16 protein-coding genes are annotated in these 17,810 nt (G+C 64.3%); 10 read left to right on the top strand and 6 right to left on the bottom strand.

Annotated elements, in window-relative coordinates; genetic code table 11:
- The first annotated feature begins 45 nt into the window (after window positions 1-45).
- From FHW96_RS07550 to FHW96_RS07515, 8 genes are all read left to right on the top strand, one after another.
- Complete coding sequence (locus FHW96_RS07550) at window positions 46-1,308, top strand: aromatic ring-hydroxylating dioxygenase subunit alpha (protein WP_172339924.1); 1,263 nt, start codon at window positions 46-48, stop codon at window positions 1,306-1,308.
- Window positions 1,305-1,790 carry an aromatic-ring-hydroxylating dioxygenase subunit beta gene (locus FHW96_RS07545; RefSeq protein ID WP_172339923.1) on the top strand — a complete coding sequence of 162 codons (486 nt, stop codon included), beginning with the start codon at window positions 1,305-1,307 and terminating at the stop codon, window positions 1,788-1,790. The genes FHW96_RS07550 and FHW96_RS07545 overlap by 4 nt, the downstream gene beginning before the upstream one ends.
- A gap of 140 nt (window positions 1,791-1,930) precedes the next feature.
- On the top strand, window positions 1,931-3,499 hold the full coding sequence (locus FHW96_RS07540) for an ATP-dependent acyl-CoA ligase (RefSeq protein WP_253950802.1): 1,569 nt from the start codon (window positions 1,931-1,933) through the stop codon (window positions 3,497-3,499).
- Window positions 3,499-4,668: a thiolase family protein gene (locus FHW96_RS07535; protein ID WP_172339921.1), complete on the top strand. Its 1,170-nt coding sequence runs from the start codon at window positions 3,499-3,501 to the stop codon at window positions 4,666-4,668. Before FHW96_RS07540 ends, FHW96_RS07535 begins: the two co-directional genes overlap by 1 nt.
- Complete coding sequence (locus FHW96_RS07530; protein ID WP_172339920.1) at window positions 4,665-4,994, top strand: Zn-ribbon domain-containing OB-fold protein; 330 nt, start codon at window positions 4,665-4,667, stop codon at window positions 4,992-4,994. The genes FHW96_RS07535 and FHW96_RS07530 overlap by 4 nt, the downstream gene beginning before the upstream one ends.
- The gene (locus tag FHW96_RS07525) at window positions 4,991-5,683 is read left to right on the top strand and encodes an EthD family reductase (protein ID WP_172339919.1); all 693 of its coding nucleotides are present in this window, start codon (window positions 4,991-4,993) and stop codon (window positions 5,681-5,683) included. Before FHW96_RS07530 ends, FHW96_RS07525 begins: the two co-directional genes overlap by 4 nt.
- Window positions 5,673-6,281: a flavin reductase family protein gene (locus FHW96_RS07520; protein WP_172339918.1), complete on the top strand. Its 609-nt coding sequence runs from the start codon at window positions 5,673-5,675 to the stop codon at window positions 6,279-6,281. The genes FHW96_RS07525 and FHW96_RS07520 overlap by 11 nt, the downstream gene beginning before the upstream one ends.
- 76 nt (window positions 6,282-6,357) lie before the next feature.
- Window positions 6,358-7,068: a GntR family transcriptional regulator gene (locus FHW96_RS07515; protein WP_172339917.1), complete on the top strand. Its 711-nt coding sequence runs from the start codon at window positions 6,358-6,360 to the stop codon at window positions 7,066-7,068.
- 9 nt (window positions 7,069-7,077) lie between these two features.
- Here FHW96_RS07515 and FHW96_RS07510 read toward each other — a convergent pair whose 3' ends face one another.
- The gene (locus tag FHW96_RS07510) at window positions 7,078-7,413 is read right to left on the bottom strand and encodes a GIY-YIG nuclease family protein (protein WP_172339916.1); all 336 of its coding nucleotides are present in this window, start codon (window positions 7,411-7,413) and stop codon (window positions 7,078-7,080) included.
- Between the two features lie 80 nt (window positions 7,414-7,493).
- Here FHW96_RS07510 and FHW96_RS07505 point away from each other — a divergent pair, with 80 nt between their 5' ends.
- Both FHW96_RS07505 and FHW96_RS07500 read left to right on the top strand, forming a co-directional pair.
- Window positions 7,494-8,084: a DUF2239 family protein gene (locus FHW96_RS07505; RefSeq protein WP_253950801.1), complete on the top strand. Its 591-nt coding sequence runs from the start codon at window positions 7,494-7,496 to the stop codon at window positions 8,082-8,084.
- Window positions 8,085-8,184: 100 nt separating this feature from the next.
- Window positions 8,185-10,122 carry an oleate hydratase gene (locus FHW96_RS07500; protein WP_172339915.1) on the top strand — a complete coding sequence of 646 codons (1,938 nt, stop codon included), beginning with the start codon at window positions 8,185-8,187 and terminating at the stop codon, window positions 10,120-10,122.
- On the opposite strand, the gene FHW96_RS07495 is transcribed toward FHW96_RS07500, so the two are convergent.
- The 5 genes from FHW96_RS07495 to kdpA are packed head-to-tail and all read right to left on the bottom strand — an operon-like array spanning window position 10,111 to window position 17,787.
- Window positions 10,111-10,803: a response regulator gene (locus tag FHW96_RS07495; RefSeq protein ID WP_172339914.1), complete on the bottom strand. Its 693-nt coding sequence runs from the start codon at window positions 10,801-10,803 to the stop codon at window positions 10,111-10,113. The genes FHW96_RS07500 and FHW96_RS07495 overlap by 12 nt on opposite strands.
- The gene (locus FHW96_RS07490; protein WP_371815659.1) at window positions 10,800-13,463 is read right to left on the bottom strand and encodes a DUF4118 domain-containing protein; all 2,664 of its coding nucleotides are present in this window, start codon (window positions 13,461-13,463) and stop codon (window positions 10,800-10,802) included. Before FHW96_RS07490 ends, FHW96_RS07495 begins: the two co-directional genes overlap by 4 nt.
- 7 nt (window positions 13,464-13,470) lie before the next feature.
- Window positions 13,471-14,061 carry a potassium-transporting ATPase subunit KdpC gene (kdpC, locus tag FHW96_RS07485; RefSeq protein WP_172339912.1) on the bottom strand — a complete coding sequence of 197 codons (591 nt, stop codon included), beginning with the start codon at window positions 14,059-14,061 and terminating at the stop codon, window positions 13,471-13,473.
- A gap of 12 nt (window positions 14,062-14,073) precedes the next feature.
- Window positions 14,074-16,083 (bottom strand): potassium-transporting ATPase subunit KdpB, encoded by a 2,010-nt coding sequence (kdpB, locus tag FHW96_RS07480; RefSeq protein WP_172339911.1) that lies wholly within the window; start codon window positions 16,081-16,083, stop codon window positions 14,074-14,076.
- 12 nt (window positions 16,084-16,095) lie between these two features.
- A complete protein-coding gene (gene kdpA / locus FHW96_RS07475; RefSeq protein ID WP_172339980.1) occupies window positions 16,096-17,787 on the bottom strand; it encodes a potassium-transporting ATPase subunit KdpA in 1,692 nt (563 codons plus the stop codon).
- Window positions 17,788-17,810 lie beyond the last annotated feature (23 nt).

Raw genomic sequence — 17,810 nt, 5'->3', positions numbered from 1 at the left:
CGAAAGGTTGTGCCGCAGGTGGATCTGAAAAATAGAATTCAGTCTATGCGCGTTCACGGATCGGTCTATGTCGATCCGGAGATCTTCGAGCTGGAAATGCAGCGCGTTTTTGGCCGCGCATGGGTCTTTCTCGGCCATGAATCGCAGGCCTGCGGCGCCGGTGACTATTATGCCACGCATATCGGGCGTGAACCGGTCATGATGCTGCGGGGCAAGGATGGCGTTCTGCGCGGTTTTTACAACCGCTGCGCTCATAAAGGCGCGCAGCTCGTGCCCGATGGCGCGGGCCAGATGAAGGCGATCCGCTGCGGCTATCACGGCTGGATCTATGGTCTGGACGGCGCGCTGCGCACCGTGCCCGCGCAAAAGGGCTATGGCGAGCGCCCGGTCAAGCCCGGCGCTTGTGATTATGGCATGGCGGCGCTGCCCGGTTTCGCCTCCTATCGCGGGTTCGTGTTCGGCCGTCTGGCGGCGGATGGGCCGTCGCTGGAGGAATGGCTGGGCCCGATGGCGGGTTCGCTCGACAATTTCGTCGATCGCGCTCCGCTTGGCGAGATCGAGGTGGCGGGCGGCGTGTTGCGCTATGATCACGCCTGCAACTGGAAATTCTTCATGGAAAACACGCTCGACGCGCTGCATCCGATGGTGGTGCATATGTCGGCGGCGCGCCCCGCGCGGGCGGTGGCGGCGCAATTGCCGCAAGGCGCCGATGCGCTGCATTTCGAGCTTCAGGCATTGGCGCCCTTTTCGGCCAGCTATGATTTCTTCGACGAAATGGGCGCGCGGGTGATGCCCCATGGTCATGCCGATTTGGGCGGCAAGGCCAGCATCCATTCCGCCTATGCCGAGGTTGACGCCTATTGGCGGGCGATGGTTGAGGGCCATGGCGAGAAGCGCGCAAGCCAGATCCTGTCGGTCAGCCGCAACAATTCCATCGCCTATCCCAGCCTGATGCTCAAGGCGCCGGTGCAGTTGCTGCGCGTGGTGCGCCCCTTGGCGGTGGATCGCACGATCATCGAAACATGGCATTTCCGGCTGAAAGGTGCGCCGCCTTCGACCTTTCAGCGCACCATCGCCTATTCCACGCTGGTCAACAGTTCGGCGGGCATGGTGGGGCCGGACGATCACGAAATCTATCGCCGGATGCAGGCCGGGCTTAAGGCCGGACAGCCCGAATGGGTCGAGCTGGGCCGCTATGCCGATCTCGCGCCGCCAGGCCCCGATGGCGCGACCGAAGTGCCAGGCACCAGCGATGCGCTGTTTCGCGGTCAGTTTCAGGCCTGGCTCGATCTGATGGAGGCGGCATGACACGGGCCGATCTGCTCGAACGCGTGACCGGCTTCCTGTTTGACGAAGCCGAGATGCTTGACCGGCGCGACTGGGATAGCTGGGGCGCTCTGTTCGATCCTGAAGGGATTTACTGGCTGTCCGCGCGCGCCGATCAGAGCGATCCGCTCGAAGAAGTCTCGCTGATCTATGACACGCCCTTGTTGCGCCAGATCCGTTTGGAGCGGCTGAAAAATGATGATGCCTCCTCGCTCGCCCCCGGTGTGCGCTCGGTGCATCATGTGGGCAATATTCAGCTTGGCCCGGTCGATCCGGGATCGGAGGATGTCATCGTTCGCTCCCGTCTGATGGTGGGGCAATGGACGCCCTCGGCCCAGACGACCTTTCACGCCCGCGTCATCCATGTCCTGTCTTTCGATGGTGCGCGCCTGCTGATCCGGCGCAAGCGGGTCGAACTGCTGGGAGCCGAAGGGCCTTTGGGCGACATTCTCACCATTCTTTGAAATGGACCGCGCCGACGGCCCATGCTCCCCCGATTTTTCAGGAAGTTTCAATGTCGACACCACAATTTCCCGCGCAATTCTCTCCACGGGCGTCGCGATTGATCGATGCCTTTGCGCCGGATCAGCGGACCATTATCTCCATGCTTTCGCGGCGCTGCGAGACGGCGGGTGATACGCCTCTGCTGCTGATCGACGGGGCGGTCCTGTCCGCGCGCGATCTTGCCGACCGCGCCGGGCGCAGCGCGGCAAGGCTGGCGCAGGCGGGGATCGAGCCGGGTGACCGGGTGGCTCTGCTTTGCGGCAACCGGCTGGAATTTTTCGATATGCTGCTGGGCACGATCTGGCTGGGCGCGATTGCCGTGCCGATCAACCGCGCCGCGCGCGGGGCGCAATTACAGCATATCCTGGCCAATAGCGGCGCGCGCCTGCTGGTGCTGGAGGCCGATGTGGCGCAGGCCATGGCCTATGTCCCGAGCGATGATCTGGCGCTGGAGGCGATCTGGATACTGCCCGCGCGCGGCGAGGATGCCTTGCCGGAAACCGCCGGAGAATGGGCGCTGCGCCCTGTACCCGAACCGGGTGCCCCGCGTGAGCCTGCCGCCACCGGCCCGGCCCATACCGCGATGATCATCTATACTTCGGGCACCACCGGGCCGTCCAAGGGCGTCTGCTGCCCTCAGGCGCAGTTCTTCTGGTGGGGCCTCAACAGCATCGATGTGCTCGAGATCGAGGCGGAGGATGTGCTGCTTACCACCTTGCCGTTGTTTCATGTCAATGCGCTGGGCGCCTTCTTTCAGGCGCTGCTGTCGGGGTCGCGGCTGGTGGTGATGGACCGTTTTTCTGCCAGCGGTTTCAGCGCCGCCCTGGCTCGGCATGGCGCAACGGTGACCTATCTGCTGGGCGCGATGGTGTCGATCCTGCTGGCCACTCCGGATCAGCCGGATGACGCCGCCCACAGGGTGCGCCGCGCATTGGCCCCCGGTGTTCCGGCCCAGTTCCACGCCGCCTTTGCTGGGCGCTATGGCATGGCGCTGATCGACGGCTATGGCGCGACAGAGAGCAATTTCGTGATCGGCGGGGGAGATCCTCTGCCCGGCTGTATGGGCAAGGTGCGCCCCGGCTATGAGGCCATGGTGGCCGATGAGGACGACAATCCGCTGCCCGATGGCATGCCGGGCGAATTACTGCTGCGCGCCGGCCATCCTCATGTCTTTGCCGCCGGTTATCATGAGATGCCGTCGCAAACGGCGGCGTCATGGCGCAACCTGTGGCTGCATACTGGCGACCGCGTGTGGCGCGATGCGGAGGGGCGTTTCTATTTCATGGATCGGATCAAGGACGCGATCCGGCGTCGCGGCGAGAACATTTCCGCCTTCGAGGTCGAGCAGGTCCTTCTGTCCCATCCCGCCATCGCCATCGCGGCGGTCTATCCAGTGCCCAGCGAACATGGCGAGGATGAGGTGATGGCCTCGCTCGTCCTGCGCGAGGGTGCGGCGCTTTCGCCCGAGGCGCTGCTCGATTTCTGTCAGCCGCGCATGACCTATTTTTCCGTCCCGCGTTATGTGCGCTTTGCCGATACGCTGCCGACCACGGAAAATGGCAAGGTCCAGAAATTCCGCCTGCGCGATATGGGCGTCACGCCTGATACGTGGGACCGCGAGGCGGCGGGCTATCAGGTGGCGCGCGCTGTTCGGGCGGTGGCGGGCTGATGGCGGTGCAGCCTTTCGACGGGGTGGCCGTCGTGGCGCCCACCACGGTGCGCTATGTTCGCCACAGCGACAAGCCGGCCCATTGGTGGGTCGGGCGGGCGCTGCATGATGTGATCGCGGCGGCGGGCATCGCCAAGGAGGAGGTGGATGGTCTGGCACTGTCCTCCTTCACCATGGGGCCGGATACGACCATCGCTATGACCGAGCATTTCGATATGGCCCCGCGCTGGATCGAATGGCTGCCTACGGGCGGGGCCAGTGGGGTGATGGCGCTGCGCCGCGCGGCGCGGGCGGTGCAGATGGGCGATGCTTCGGTTGTTGCCTGTATCGGCGCCGATACCGCCAATCCGGCCAGCTTTGCCGAACTGGTCCGAAATTTCAGCCATTTTTCCGATTCGGCTGTGCGGCCCTATGGCGCGCCGGGGCCTAATGGCATGTTTGCTTTGATTACCGCAAATTACATGGCGCGTTTTGGCGCGACCCGCGCCGACTTCGGGGCCATCGCCACGTCACAGCGCGCCAATGCAGCAGGCAATCCCAACGCCCTGCTAGGGAGCAAGGTGCTCAACCTTGAGCAATATCTGGCCGCCCCGGCCATTGTTGAGCCGCTGCATCTGTTCGATTGCGTGATGCCATGCGCGGGGGCCGAGGCCTTTCTGGTGATGAGCGAGGAACGGGCGCGGGGGCTGGGCCTCCCCCATGCCGTGATCCGGGGCAGCATCGAGCGTCACAATGCCTATTTCGACGAGCCGGTGGCGGTGCGGGCGGGTTGGGCGATGGACCGTGACAGTCTTTATGCGCAGGCCGGTGTCGGGCCGGAAGCGATGGATTGTCTGGAGGTCTATGACGATTATCCCGTCATCGTGGCGATGCAACTCGAAGATCTGGGCTTTTGCGCCAAGGGCGAAGCGGCGCAGTTTTTGCGGCATAACTCGCTCACCATCGAGGGCGCTTTGCCGGTCAACACTTCGGGCGGTCAGCTTTCCTGCGGTCAGGCGGGGGCGGCGGGGGGATTCCTGCCGGTGGTCGAGGCCCTGCGGCAAATAACCGGCCAAACGCTGGGGCGCCGGGTGGCGGGCGCACGTCTGGCGCTGGCCAGCGGCTATGGCATGGTGACTTATGATCGCTGTCTGGCCACGGCGGCGGCTGTTCTGGAGGGGCGGGCATGACCATCACCTTACAAGGTTGCGCCCAATGCGGGGCGCGGCAATATCCGCCGCGTGCGCTGTGCCGTGCCTGTCTGGCCGATGCGTTGAGGCCGGTGGAGGAAACGGGCGAGGGGCGGTTGATCGTCAGCGCCATCGTCCATCGCAGTCTGGAGCCGGGTTTTGCCGGTGATCTGCCCTTGCGGATTGGGACAGTGCATCTGGACTGCGGGTTGCGGATCATCGCCTTTGTCGATGCGGGGCTTGTCGATGGCCAATCCGTTCGCTTGCGGCAGGAGGCAGGGGCCGTTGCTCTTTGGCATGCGGGCGCGCTGGAGGCGGGCGTATGACAGGCTTTTGCCATTTCCTGACCGCGATGGCGGATGAGGGGGGCAGGGATATGGGCGCCGATCGTATCGCCTGGTTGCTGGGGGCGATTGACGGGCTGCGTCATGCGGTGGCGATGGGGCCTGCGGGCGCGCGTGATCTCTATTACGACGATGGTCCGGCGCCGGTTGGGATGCTGCAACTCTACTATGACCGGCTGGAGGATCTGGAAGCGGGGGCAAATGGGGCCTTGGTCCGATTGCCAGAGGTTTTGGGGCGTGGTGTGTCCTTGCGCCATCAGGCGATGGTCTGCCGCAGCTTTACTGTGCCTGAGGCGGCGCGTGTGGTGACAGGCTGTGCCTATATGGTCCATTATTGGGGGCAGCCGCGCAATGCTAACGCCTGGCATGGGCATTATCTGGCCCATCACGCGCCGGTCATGGCCCGGTTTCCCGGTTTGCGCAGCCTCGAAATTTATACGCCCGTCGAATGGGTCGATGATCTGGACTGGCCGCGTGAGACGCATTTTCAGCGCAACCGTATCCTGTTCGACGATGAGGGGGCGCTGGAGCATGCGCTGCATTCGCCGGTCCGCGACGAGATGAAGGCCGACCGCGCCCAATTCCCCGCCTTTGAAGGAGGCAGCGGGCATTTCGCGATGAAAACCATGACTTTATGCAACCGGCGGGGAGCGTTCGATCATGCGGTTTGATATGGATGAGCTTTCCGCCGCCCATCGCTATCGCCTGATGACATCTTCGGTGACGCCGCGCCCGATTGCGTGGGTGACCTCGGTGGGCAAGGATGACTTGCGTAATGCAGCGCCCTTCAGCTCGTTCAACATGATGGGGGCCTCGCCTCCGATTCTCGCGCTGGGGCTGCAATCGCGGGCCGATGGGACCGCCAAGGATACGCTGGCCAATATCGCGGCCACGGGCGAACTGGTGGTCAATCTGGTCAGCGTGGAGGATGCTGCGGCGATGAATGAGACGGCCCGCGATTTCGCGCCGCAGGTCGATGAACTGGCGCATTGCGGGATTGACTGGTTGCCGTCCGATGCTGTCACGCCCCCGCGCATCGCCAGCGCCCCGGTCAGTTTCGAATGCCGCACGGCCCATCTGATCGAGATGGGGCCGGATCTGACCGTTGTGCTGGCGCGGGTTGCGGTGATGCATGTGGTGGATCGGTTCGTGATCGATGCCGAAAGAGGGCATCTCGATACGCCCGCGATGCAGCTCGTCGGGCGGATGCAGGGACCGGGCTGGTATGTCCGCTCCACCGACCTGATGCAGATGATGCCGCCTTTATGATCCGAATTTGGGCGAAAATAGGCTGGACAGCGCGGAGCAGAGGTGCAATCCGAATTCAGTTTTAAGGGTGAAGCGCATGAGCACGTCTGACAAAATTGTTCCGGTGAATCCCTCATCCGGCAGCCCGGACATCTATCAGACGGTCTTGAAACGTATCCAGCGCGGCGAAATCAAGGATGGCGAAAGAATCGTCGATACCGCAATCGCGGCCGAATTCGGCGTTTCGCGCATGCCCGCGCGTCAGGCTCTGCTCCTGCTGGTCCACGAAGGCTATCTGGTTGGCACCACGCGGGGCTTTGCCTTGCCGCAATTGTCGGATCAGGATGTGGCTGAGATTTTCGAGGTCCGCCTGCAACTCGAGCCCAGAGCTGCGGGATCGGCTTGCCCTCGGCTGGAGGCCGAGCATCTGGTCGCCCTGCGCAAGGCCTATGAACTGGCCGCTGCGGCGCAGGCTGCGGGCGATACCGAAGGGCTGATGGATGCCAACAGCCAGTTTCGTCAGGTCTGGCTGGATCTGGTGCCCAACAAGCGGATGGCCGCCTCGATCCAGCGCTTTGTCGATCAGGTGTTGATCGTGCGCCGCCGCACGGTGATCGATCCAGGCGCGCAGAAGCTGGTGGTCGAACTGACGCTCGATCTGCTTCATGCCTTTGAGCGGCGCGATGGCCTGCGGGTTCACGATCTGATGATCGGCTTCATCAACGAGGCGCGCGACATCTATTTCGCCAGCGACAGCGCCGCCGATGTGGGCGCGCGCCGGGGCAAAGCGAAGGCGGCAGGCGGCTGATCGCCCCGCTCAGATCGCCGTTCCGCCCCATGTGGCCAGCCAATGATCGAGGCGGCTTTTAAGCGCCCGGTCGCGACCGAACCGCAGATCATCCTCCTTCATGCATTCCACCACCTCGAAGGTGAAGGCATCGGCGCCGTAGAGCGTCCATGCCTCCTGCAGGCTGCGATGGGGATTGCCGCCCTGACGCAGGGTAAACCACAGGCGGTTCTGGATGGTGGACAGGTCGGGGGCCTTGCCGATCCATAATTGGCCCGAGGCAGCGCAACGCAGGGCATAGATGCCCGCCTCGACCTTGCGATCCTTATAGGCCGTCACGGCCTCGCGCCTGCTTTGTCCCGTCATTGTGGTTCCTTTCCCATTCCGTCTTCTTTATATTACCCGGATATATTGACTCGCAAGCATGGATAATTCATCAGGGCATAATGATGGAAAGTGCTTTGGATCACCCCCTTTCGACACCTTGTACCGCCTTTGTCGGCGGGCGGAGGCTGGCCGCCGGCGATCTGGCCGATGTGGCGCTGGCCGTGAATGCGCGGATGGAGGGTGCGCAGGCCCCGATCCTGATCTTTGACGATGCCACCGGGGCGCAGATCGATATCGACCTGCGCGGCACAACGGCGCAAATCATCTCCAGACTGGCCGCCTATCAGGGGGCCCGGCCGGAGGCGCGCAAACGCGGCCGTCCCAAGCTGGGGGTGGTCGCGCGGGAAGTCACCCTTCTGCCGCGCCACTGGGACTGGCTGGCCCAGCAGCCGGGCGGAGCATCGCAGGCCCTGCGCCGTCTGGTCGAACAGGCGCGCAAGGAGGATAAAGGGCGCACCGCGACCCGCCTAGCCCATGAACGGGCCTATCGTTTCATGGCGGCGCTGGCGGGCGATTTTCCCGATTTCGAGGCGGTGAGCCGGGCGCTGTTTGCCGATGACATGGCCGCGCTGGCTACGGCGATGGAGGGATGGCCGGGGGATGTGCGCGATCATGCGCTGCATCTTGCCCGCCCGGTTGAGGAGGGTTGAAGCGACGGCAATAAATTGAGCAATCGCAATGCGGTTGCGATCTGTTCCTTCTAGTTGAGCGGCAGCCGCAATGCCTCCAATTAGGCGAGGAGCAAATCAGATGACGCGCAAACCGACCCCACCGACCCCCTTTAAGATCGAAGCCGATGCAGGCAGCGGTTTCTGGCACAAGGGCCCGGCTGACACGCTGCCTCCGCCCGATATGATGGGGCCCTATATGCGCAACCGCCCGGTGGGCGCATCAAACGCCGAAGGGCGCAAGGCGTGGATTATCGGGGGCGGGATCGGCGGCCTTGCGGCGGCCTTCTATCTGATCCGCGACGGAAGCATGCGGGGCGAGGATATCACGGTCCTCGATGCTCTGAATATTGCGGGCGGTTCGCTCGACGGCGCGGGCAATGCAGAGGATGGCTATATCATTCGCGGCGGACGCGAGATGAACTGGAATTACGACAATTTCTGGGATGTGTTTCAGGATGTCCCGGCGCTGGAATTGCCGGAGGGCTATAGCGTTCTGGACGAATACCGGATGGTCAACGATGCCGATCCCAACTGGTCCAAATCGCGCCTGATGCACAAGCAGGGCCAGATCCGCGACTTTTCCACACTGGGGCTGAGCCTTGCTCATCAATGGGAAATCATCCGCCTTTTGCTGAAACGCAAGGAGGAACTGGACGACATCACCATCGAGCAATATTTCAACCCAAGCTTTCTGGAGACCAATTTCTGGTATCTCTGGCGCTCGATGTTCGCCTTTGAAAACTGGCAGAGCCTGCTTGAAATGAAGCTCTATATGCATCGTTTCCTTGATGCGATCGACGGGCTGACCGATATGACGGCCTTGGTCTTTCCCAAATATAACCAATATGACAGCTTTGTCGTTCCGCTGACCGGGATGCTGCGGGCGCAGGGCGTGCAATTCCGCTTTGGCGTTCGCGCGCATGATCTGGATATGACGCAGCAGGATGATCGCCGCACTGTCACCGCCATCCGCTGTCGGGTCGGTGAAGAGGACCAGACCATCGCGGTGGCCCCGGACGATCTGGTCTTTGCCCTGACCGGTTCCATGACCGAGGGCACCGCCTATGGCGACATGGATCATGCGCCCGAACTCAAGCGCGGCAATGATGATCCGGGCGAGGACAGCGACTGGGCCTTGTGGAAGAAACTGGCGCGCCAATCGCCCATTTTTGGCAAGCCGGAGAAGTTTTACGGCAATGTCGCGGGTTCGATGTGGGAATCGGCCACGCTCACCTGTCGGCCATCGCCGCTGGTGGAACGGCTCAAGGAACTGTGCGTCAACGATCCCTATTCGGGCAAGACCGCAACCGGGGGGATCATCACCTTTACCGACTCCAATTGGGTGATGAGCTTTACCTGCAACCGCCAGCCCCATTTCCCGACGCAGCCCGATGATGTGCTGGTGCTGTGGGTCTATGCGCTGTTGATGGACAAGGAGGGCAATTGCGTCAAAAAGCCGATGCCTGCATGCACCGGCCGCGAAATCCTGACCGAATTGTGCCATCATCTGGGCATCGCGGACCGGATCGACGAGATTGCCGCCAACACCAAGGTGCGCATGGCGCTGATGCCCTATATCACCGCCATGTTCATGCCGCGCGCCGCCGGGGATCGCCCCCGCGTGGTGCCGCCCGGCTGCACCAATCTGGCCTTGCTGGGGCAATTTGTTGAAACCAGCAATGACATCATCTTCACCATGGAGGCATCGGTGCGCACGGCGCGGATCGGGGCCTATACGCTGCTGGGCCTGCGCAAACAGGTGGCCGATATCAGCCCGACCCAATATGACATACGCAATATCCTGAAAGGCGCCCGCGCGCTCAACAATGGCCGGCCCTTTCCCGGCGAGCGCCTGCTCCATGCGCTGCTTGGCAAGACCTATTACGCCCATATCCTGCCGCCGCTGCCCGAACCGGAGGATAGCCTGATCGACAAGGCAAAGGAGGAGATGGCCTCGCTGATCGAGCGGGCAGCCGGTATCTATGCAAGGTTTTGCGGGCGCGGATCAGAGCATTAGCCGATAGCCCACGCCCGGTTCGTTGCGGATGACACTCTGTTCGACCGGAACATCCTCCAGCTTGCGCCGCAATCCTCGCGCGGCCACACGCAGATATTCCACCGCCTGCTCCTGTCCGGGGCCCCATACCGCGCGCAGGATCGCGGCATGCGATACAACCCGCCCCGGATAACGCGCCAGTTCGGCCAGAAAGCCATATTCCTTGGGGCTGAGATGCACCTCTGCCCCATCGCGCCGCACGATGCGGGCCGCCAGATCGACCTCCACCGCCCCAAAACGCACCATCGGCGCGGTATTATCGGCCAGCAGCCGATTGCGCAGGGCGACCCGAACGCGGGCGAGGACTTCGTCCGTATCGAAGGGTTTGGTGACATAATCATCCGCGCCCAGATCGAGCGCGGCCACCTTTTGCGCCGTGGCATCGCGGGCCGAGACGACCAGCAGCGCCGCCCGGCTCGCCTTGACCGGCCCGATCAGCTCCTGCCCATCCCGGTCGGGCAGGCCCAGATCGAGCAGGACCAGATCGGGCTTGTCGATATCCAGCGCGGCCATCGCCTCGCGTGCATTGGAGGCTTCCACCACATCCATGCCCGCCCGCGACAGGCTGCCTCGCAACAGGCGGCGGATCGCCATTTCATCGTCCACCACCAGAATTTTGGCCAGTTTTCCGGGCGCGGTCATGACCTGTCATTTTCCTTCCATAGCAATCCGCCGGGCATGCGCAGCGTAAAACAGGCTCCCTTGCCATCCGCGCGATTGGCCGCACTCACCTGCAGTCCCATCGCTTCGGCAAAACCCTTGACGATGGCAAGGCCAAGCCCGGTGCCGCCCTTGCGGTCCGATCCTTCGAGTCGGGTGAAGGTTTCGAACACGCGGGTTTCGCTGCCCGGCGGCAATCCGGGGCCTTCGTCAATCACCGCCAGATCCAGTCCGTCGGTATCGGCGCGCGCCTCTATGCGGATAGGCGTGTCGGCGGGGCTGTAATGGGCGGCATTCTCGATCAGGTTTATCAGGCAATGGTGCAGCAAGCGCGGATCAAGCCGCACGAGGGGCAGATCGGCGGCTATATCCACGGCCAGCTTCCTGTGACCCAGCAAACGGCGCAGATCATGCGCGGCGCTGCCGACCGCCTCGGCCAGATCGACCGGCTCGGGATGCAGTTCGACCGCGCCCGTCTCGATCCGTACCATGTCGAGGAGGTTGGCGACGAAGCGTTGCAGCCGCTCGGCCTCGGCGCGGGCAAGGTTCAGCACGCGCTCCTGTTCAGGATCGGCGGGCATCAGATCACCCAGCAGGCCGATAACGGCGGTGAGCGGCGTACGCAGATCGTGGCTGACTGAGGAGAGCAGGGCGGCGCGCAAGGCATCGCGCTCCTCCAGCCGCCGCAGATGGCCGCGCTCGGCCTCCAGCCGGATGCGGTCCAGCGCAAGGCCCGCCTGATCGAGAAAACTGGTCAGCATGGGCAACAGATCGGCCCGCACCGGCTGGGCCGCATCGGGATGCGCCACGCCAAGTACGGCCAGCGCCTTGCCTCCGGCTTCGACCGGCAGGAACAGCCATTCGGCCGCCGAAAGCGTGTCCGATCCGCGCCCGGCGGGCTTGCGATTGTCAAAGGACCATTGCGCCACCACCCTGTCCAGCGCTTGCAGGGTGATCTCCTTCGGACTGGCCGCGATCTGGGCAAGGGCGCCGTCCTCGGGCATCAGCAGGACCGTATAGCACCCCAGCAGCCCCGCGCCCTCCTCGCACAGCACGCGCCCCAGTTCGCCCGCCGCGCCGATCCCTGTCAACTGCCGCGCAAACCCGGCCAGCGCGCTGGAGCGCACCGCGCTGGCCCGAGACAGCATCGCCGTATCACGCAAACGCCCCGCCATATGGCTGACCACCAGAGCCACCGCCAGCAGCACCACCACCGTGATCAGATTTTGCGGATCGGCGATGGTGAAAGTGTGGATAGGGGGAATGAAGAAGAAATTATACGCGAGCGAGGAGAGCAGCCCGGTTACGATCCCCGTCCACAGCCCATAGCGCGTGGCCGCCAGCATCACCGGCAGCAGATAGAGCAGCGCGATATTGGTCACGCTGCCCAGAGCGGCAAACATGACGCCCGCAAAAGTGACGCAGGCGGTCAGCGCGCCCGAGATCAGCAGGCCGGGCGGGAGCAGCCAAGCGGCCAGATCGAACTCTCCATCGCGTGCTGCCACAGGGCGGCGGGGCGCGGCCGCGCAGGGCACGATATGCATGGCCGCGCCAAGCCCCAAAGCCGCCAGTTGCGCCGGCAGGGCATCCCGCCGGAACAGACTCCGACGCCTGCCCTGACCCAGCACGAGGATAGTGGCGCGCAAATCCGCCGCCATATGGGCCAGCCCTTCGGCCAGCCCCCCCGCCGGAATAGTCGCCACCTGCGCCCCCAGTTGCGAGGCGAGATGAAGCGCGGCGGACAGATCCTCGCGCAATGACGACGCGGGCGAGGAATGGCCGGTTTCGATATGCACCACCGTCCAGGGCGCGCAGAGCGAATCCGCCAGCCTCTTGCCCGCGCGCACCACCTCGTGTGCCCCGGCATCCGCGCCCACGGCCACCAAAAGACGCTCGCCTGCCGCCCATGTGCCCTCAAGAGCATGGGCGCGCAGGTAATCGAGCATCTGCACATCGACCGCCTGCGCCGCACGGCGCAGCGCCAGTTCGCGCAGGGCCGTGAGATTGGAATGCGAAAAGAAATGGGCCAGCGCCCGGCTTGCCTCCTGCGGCACATAGACCTTGCCCGCTTTCAGCCGCTCGATCAGCTCGCCGGGGGGAATGTCCACCACCTCGATCTCGGCATGGTCCAGCACCCGGTCGGGCAGCGTCTCACGCACGCGCAGCCGGGCAAAGGATGCAACCACGTCGTTGAGGCTTTCCAGGTGCTGGACATTGAGGGTCGAGTAAACGTCGATCCCCGCATTCAGCACTTCCTCGACATCCTGCCAGCGCTTGTCATGGCGGCAACCGGGCGCGTTGGTATGGGCCAGCTCGTCGATCAGCACGAGGGCGGGACGGCGGGCGATGATGGCGTCGAGGTCCATCTCATGCAGGGTCTGTCCGCGATGGTCGATGGCGCGGCGGGGGATGATTTCAAAGCCTGTCGCGCGCTGCTCGGTCTCGGCGCGGCCATGGGTTTCGATCACGCCGATCACCACATCCTCGCCCGCATCGCGGCGGCGCGCGGCCTGCATCAGCATTTCATAGGTCTTGCCCACGCCGGGGGCCGCCCCAAGGAAAAGCTTGAGGCGGCCCCGGACGCCGTCCTGCCGGTTGAGCGCGCGCAGCAGGGCATCAGGATCGGGGCGGATAGTGTTCACCGCGCCATCATGCTCCTTGTTGTCTGGCTGGTCGAGGGGCCGCGTCGAGGGCCAGATTGAGCCGCAGCACATTGACCCGGTTTTCGCCCAGCACGCCCGCCAGCGGCGCTTCGATGGCGGCGCGCACCAGCGCCTCGACGCGCTCCACAGGCATTTGGCGGGCCTGCGCCACGCGGGGGGCCTGCAAAAGAGCCGCCTCGGGGCTGATATGGGGGTCAAGCCCCGAGGCGGAGGTGGTCACCATTGCAGGTGGGACATTGTGATAGCCTTGGGCGCGCAGGGCGGAGGTATCCTTGGCGATGCGCTGCGCCAGCACGGCGGATGCAGGACCAAGGTTGGACCCGGCCGAGGCGCTGGCGTCATAGTTGGCGGCCGACGGGCGGGGGTGGAAATAGCCGGGCGCGGCAAAGCTTTGGGCAAGCAGTTCCGAACCGATCACCCGCCCATTGCGCTCGATCAGGCTGCCATTGGCCTGATGGGGAAACAGGGCCTGTGCGGCGGCGGTGATGGCCAGAGGATAGGCCCCGCCCAGCAGCAGGGCAAAACCGGCGGTCATCACCAGAGCAGGGCGCAGGGCGGAAGCAAAAGTCTTGAGCATGGGTTATCTCCCTCAGGCCAGATTGAGCGCGGCAACGGCAAGGTCGATGGCCTTGATGCCGACAAAGGGTGCGATCAGCCCGCCCAGCCCATAGATCGCCAGATTGCGCGCCAGCATCGGCCCGGCTCCCATCGGGCGATAGGTCACGCCTCTCAGCGCCAGCGGCACCAGCGCCGGAATGATCAGCGCATTGAAAATGATGGCCGAAAGGATCGCGCTTTGCGGGCTGGCCAGCCCCATCACGTTGAGCGCGCCAAGGCCGGGATAAAGCACCACGAACATGGCCGGAATAATGGCGAAATATTTGGCCACATCATTGGCCACGCTAAAGGTGGTCAGCGCCCCGCGCGTCATCAGCAATTGCTTGCCCAGACCCACGATCTCGATCAGCTTGGTCGGGTCAGAGTCCAGATCGACCATATTGCCCGCCTCGCGCGCGGCCTGTGTGCCGGTGTTCATTGCCACGCCCACATCAGCCTGCGCCAGAGCGGGCGCGTCATTGGTGCCATCGCCGCACATGGCCACAAGGCGCCCGCCTTGCTGTTCGTGCCGGATCAGGGCAAGCTTGTCCTCGGGCGTGGCTTCGGCAAGGAAATCATCAACGCCTGCCTCAGCAGCGATGGCGGCGGCGGTCAGGGGGTTGTCGCCGGTGATCATCACGGTGCGGATGCCCATCTGGCGCAATTGTGCAAAGCGGTCGCGCACGCCCGATTTGATGATGTCTTTGAGCGCAACCACTCCCAGCAGGCGGCCATTTTCCGCCACGCCCAGCGGGGTCTGGCCAAGGCGGGCGATGTCATCGGCGATGCGGCGCAGTTCAGCGGCGGCGCCTGGCGCGGCATCGGGATGGGCGCGCAGCAGCGAATCCACCGCACCCTTCTGGATTAGACTTTGCGCCGTGCGGATGCCCGACAGGCGTGTCTGGGCGGTAAAGGGGATGATCTGAGCATCCTCGGGCAGCGCGCCCTGCGCCAGATTGGCGGCGCGGGCCAGCACCACGATGCTGCGCCCCTCGGGCGTTTCATCGGCCAGACTGGCTATCAGCGCGGCCTGCGCAAGGCGTTCCATCGGCACGCCGGTCAGGGGGCGCAGCTCGCAGGCCGCCCGGTCGCCCACGGTGATCGTGCCCGTCTTGTCGAGCAGCAGCACGTCGATGTCGCCCGCCGCCTCGACCGCGCGGCCCGATTTGGCCAGCACGTTGAAACGCACCAGCCGGTCCATCCCGGCGATGCCGATGGCCGAGAGCAGCGCGGCAATCGTGGTGGGAATGAGGGTGATCAGCAGCGCCGCCAGCACCGCCACGGGCACGCTGCCCCCCGCATAATGGGCAAAGGCGGGGATGGTGGACACCGCGATCAGGAAGATGATCGTCAGCCCCACCAGCAGGATCGTCAGCGCGATCTCATTGGGGGTCTTTTGCCGCTGCGCGCCTTCGACCAGCGCGATCATGCGGTCGAGAAAGCCCTGCCCCGGCTCCTGCGTCACGCGCATACGGATATGATCGGAAATGACGCGGGTGCCGGCGGTAACGGCACTGCGGTCGCCGCCTGCCTCGCGGATGACAGGGGCGCTCTCGCCGGTGATGGCGGCCTCGTTGACGCTGGCTACGCCCTCGATCACCTCGCCATCGGCCGGGATCAGGTCGCCGGTTTCGACGATTACCTCGTCGCCGCGCTGCAACTGGCTGGCCGGGATCATGCGGCCATCGGGCAGGCGGGCGACCAGATCGGATTTTGCGGCGCGCAGGGATGCGGCCTGCGCCCGCCCGCGCCCTTCGGCCAGCGCCTCGGCAAAGGTGCCGAACAGCACGGTCAGCCAGAGCCAGACGATCAGTTGCAGTTGAAAGCCCAGCGACAGGCCGCTGCCGCCGATTATCAGCAGGATGGACAGCAGCGTGGCCACGACGGCGGTGGTGAAGAGCACCGGATTGCCGATGAGTTCACGCGGAGCCAGCTTGCGCAAGGCATCGCGCATTGCGGGCAGCACCAGTTCGGGCGCAAACATGGATTGGGGGGTGGACATCACTGTGGTCCTTTAGAAAGCAGTATGGGCCAGCACCGAAACCTGATCGGCAATCGGGCCAAGCGCGAGGCTGGGCAGGAAGGTGAGGCCGCCAAGGATCAGGATCACCCCGATCAGCAGGCCGACCCACAGCGCCCCGGTGGTGGGAAAGGAACCGGCGGTGGCGGGCGTATGCCGCTTGGCGGCAAGGCTGCCTGCGATGGCCAGCACGGGGATGATGACAAAGAAGCGCCCCACCCACATGGCTACGCCCAGCAGACCATTGTAAAACGGCGTGCCTGCGCTGAGCCCGGCAAAGGCCGAGCCATTGTTGGCCGTGGCCGAGGAGAAGGCGTAGAGGATCTCGCTAAACCCATGCGGGCCTTTGTTGAGAGGTCCGGCCAAGCCGGCAGGCAGCACGGCGGCCAGCGCGGTAAACCCAAGGATCGAGAGCGGCAGCACGGCAATCGCCAGCACAGCCAGCTTGACCTCGCGCGCCTCGATCTTCTTGCCGACATATTCAGGGGTGCGCCCCACCATCAAACCGGCCACGAACACCGCCAGCAGCGCAAAGAGCAGAAAGCCGTAAATCCCCGAGCCCACGCCGCCGATGACGATCTCGCCAAGCTGCATGTTGAAGATCGGGATCAGGCCGCCGATCGCGGTGAAACTGTCGTGCATGGCGTTGACGGCGCCGCAGCTGGCCGCGGTGGTGACGGCGGAGAACAGGGCGCTGGCGGCGATGCCGAAGCGCACTTCCTTGCCCTCCATATGTCCGCCCGCCATGGCCAGAGTGGCGCCGTCGGCCTCCTGCCAATAGGCGATGCCAGCGCCCGCCACGAACAGGATCAGCATCGCGCAAAGGATCGCCCAGCCCTGACGCGTGTTGCCTACCGCGCGGCCAAAGCACCATGTCAGGCCCGACCCGATGGCAAAGATCGAGAGCATCTGGACGAAATTGGTGAGCGCGGAGGGATTTTCGAAGGGATGGGCAGAATTGGCGTTGTAGAAACCGCCGCCATTGGTGCCCAGCATCTTGATCGCTTCCTGGCTGGCCACGGGGCCAAGCACGATGGCCTGACGCGCGCCCTCCAGCGCATGGGCCTCGACAAGGCTGGTGAAGGTCTGCGGCACGCCGCAGGCGACCAGAAACAGCGCGTAGATCACGCAGAGCGGCAGCAGGAGATAGAGCGTCACGCGGGTGCAATCGGCCCAGAAATTGCCCACAGTCTTTGCCTCATGGCGGGCAAAGCCGCGAAACAGGGCAAAGGCAATGGCGATGCCCGTGGCGGCCGAGAGGAAATTATGGATCGTCAGGCCGACCATCTGGCTGAAGTTCGAGAGCACGCTTTCGCCCGCATACCATTGCCAGTTGGTGTTGGTGACAAAGGCGATGGCGGTGTTCATCGCGCCATCCGCGCCAATGCCCGCCAATCCGCGCGGGTTCATCGGCAAGACGCCCTGAAGCCGCAGGATCGCATAGGTGAAGAGCGTCAGCACCACCTGAAAGGTCAGCATATGCAGCCCATAGGCCAGCCAGCCCTGTTCGCGGTTCGGATCAATGCCCGATGCGCGATAGAACCCACGTTCAAGCGGGCCGAGCACGCGGTGCAGGGGAGTGGCACGCCCTTCATAAAGCGCAAAGAGCCATCGGCCCACCGGCTTTGCCAGCAGCGCCACGAGCGCGGTGAAAATGAGGATCAGGCCCCAGCCGGACATGGTCATGCCAGTTGTCACAGGCGCCTCCT

Origin of the sequence: Novosphingobium sp. SG751A (assembly GCF_013149295.1) — a bacterium.
GTDB lineage: Bacteria > Pseudomonadota > Alphaproteobacteria > Sphingomonadales > Sphingomonadaceae > Novosphingobium.
The sequence above is the reverse complement of the archived record's forward strand: the minus strand, read 5'-3'. Positions and strand labels throughout refer to the sequence as shown.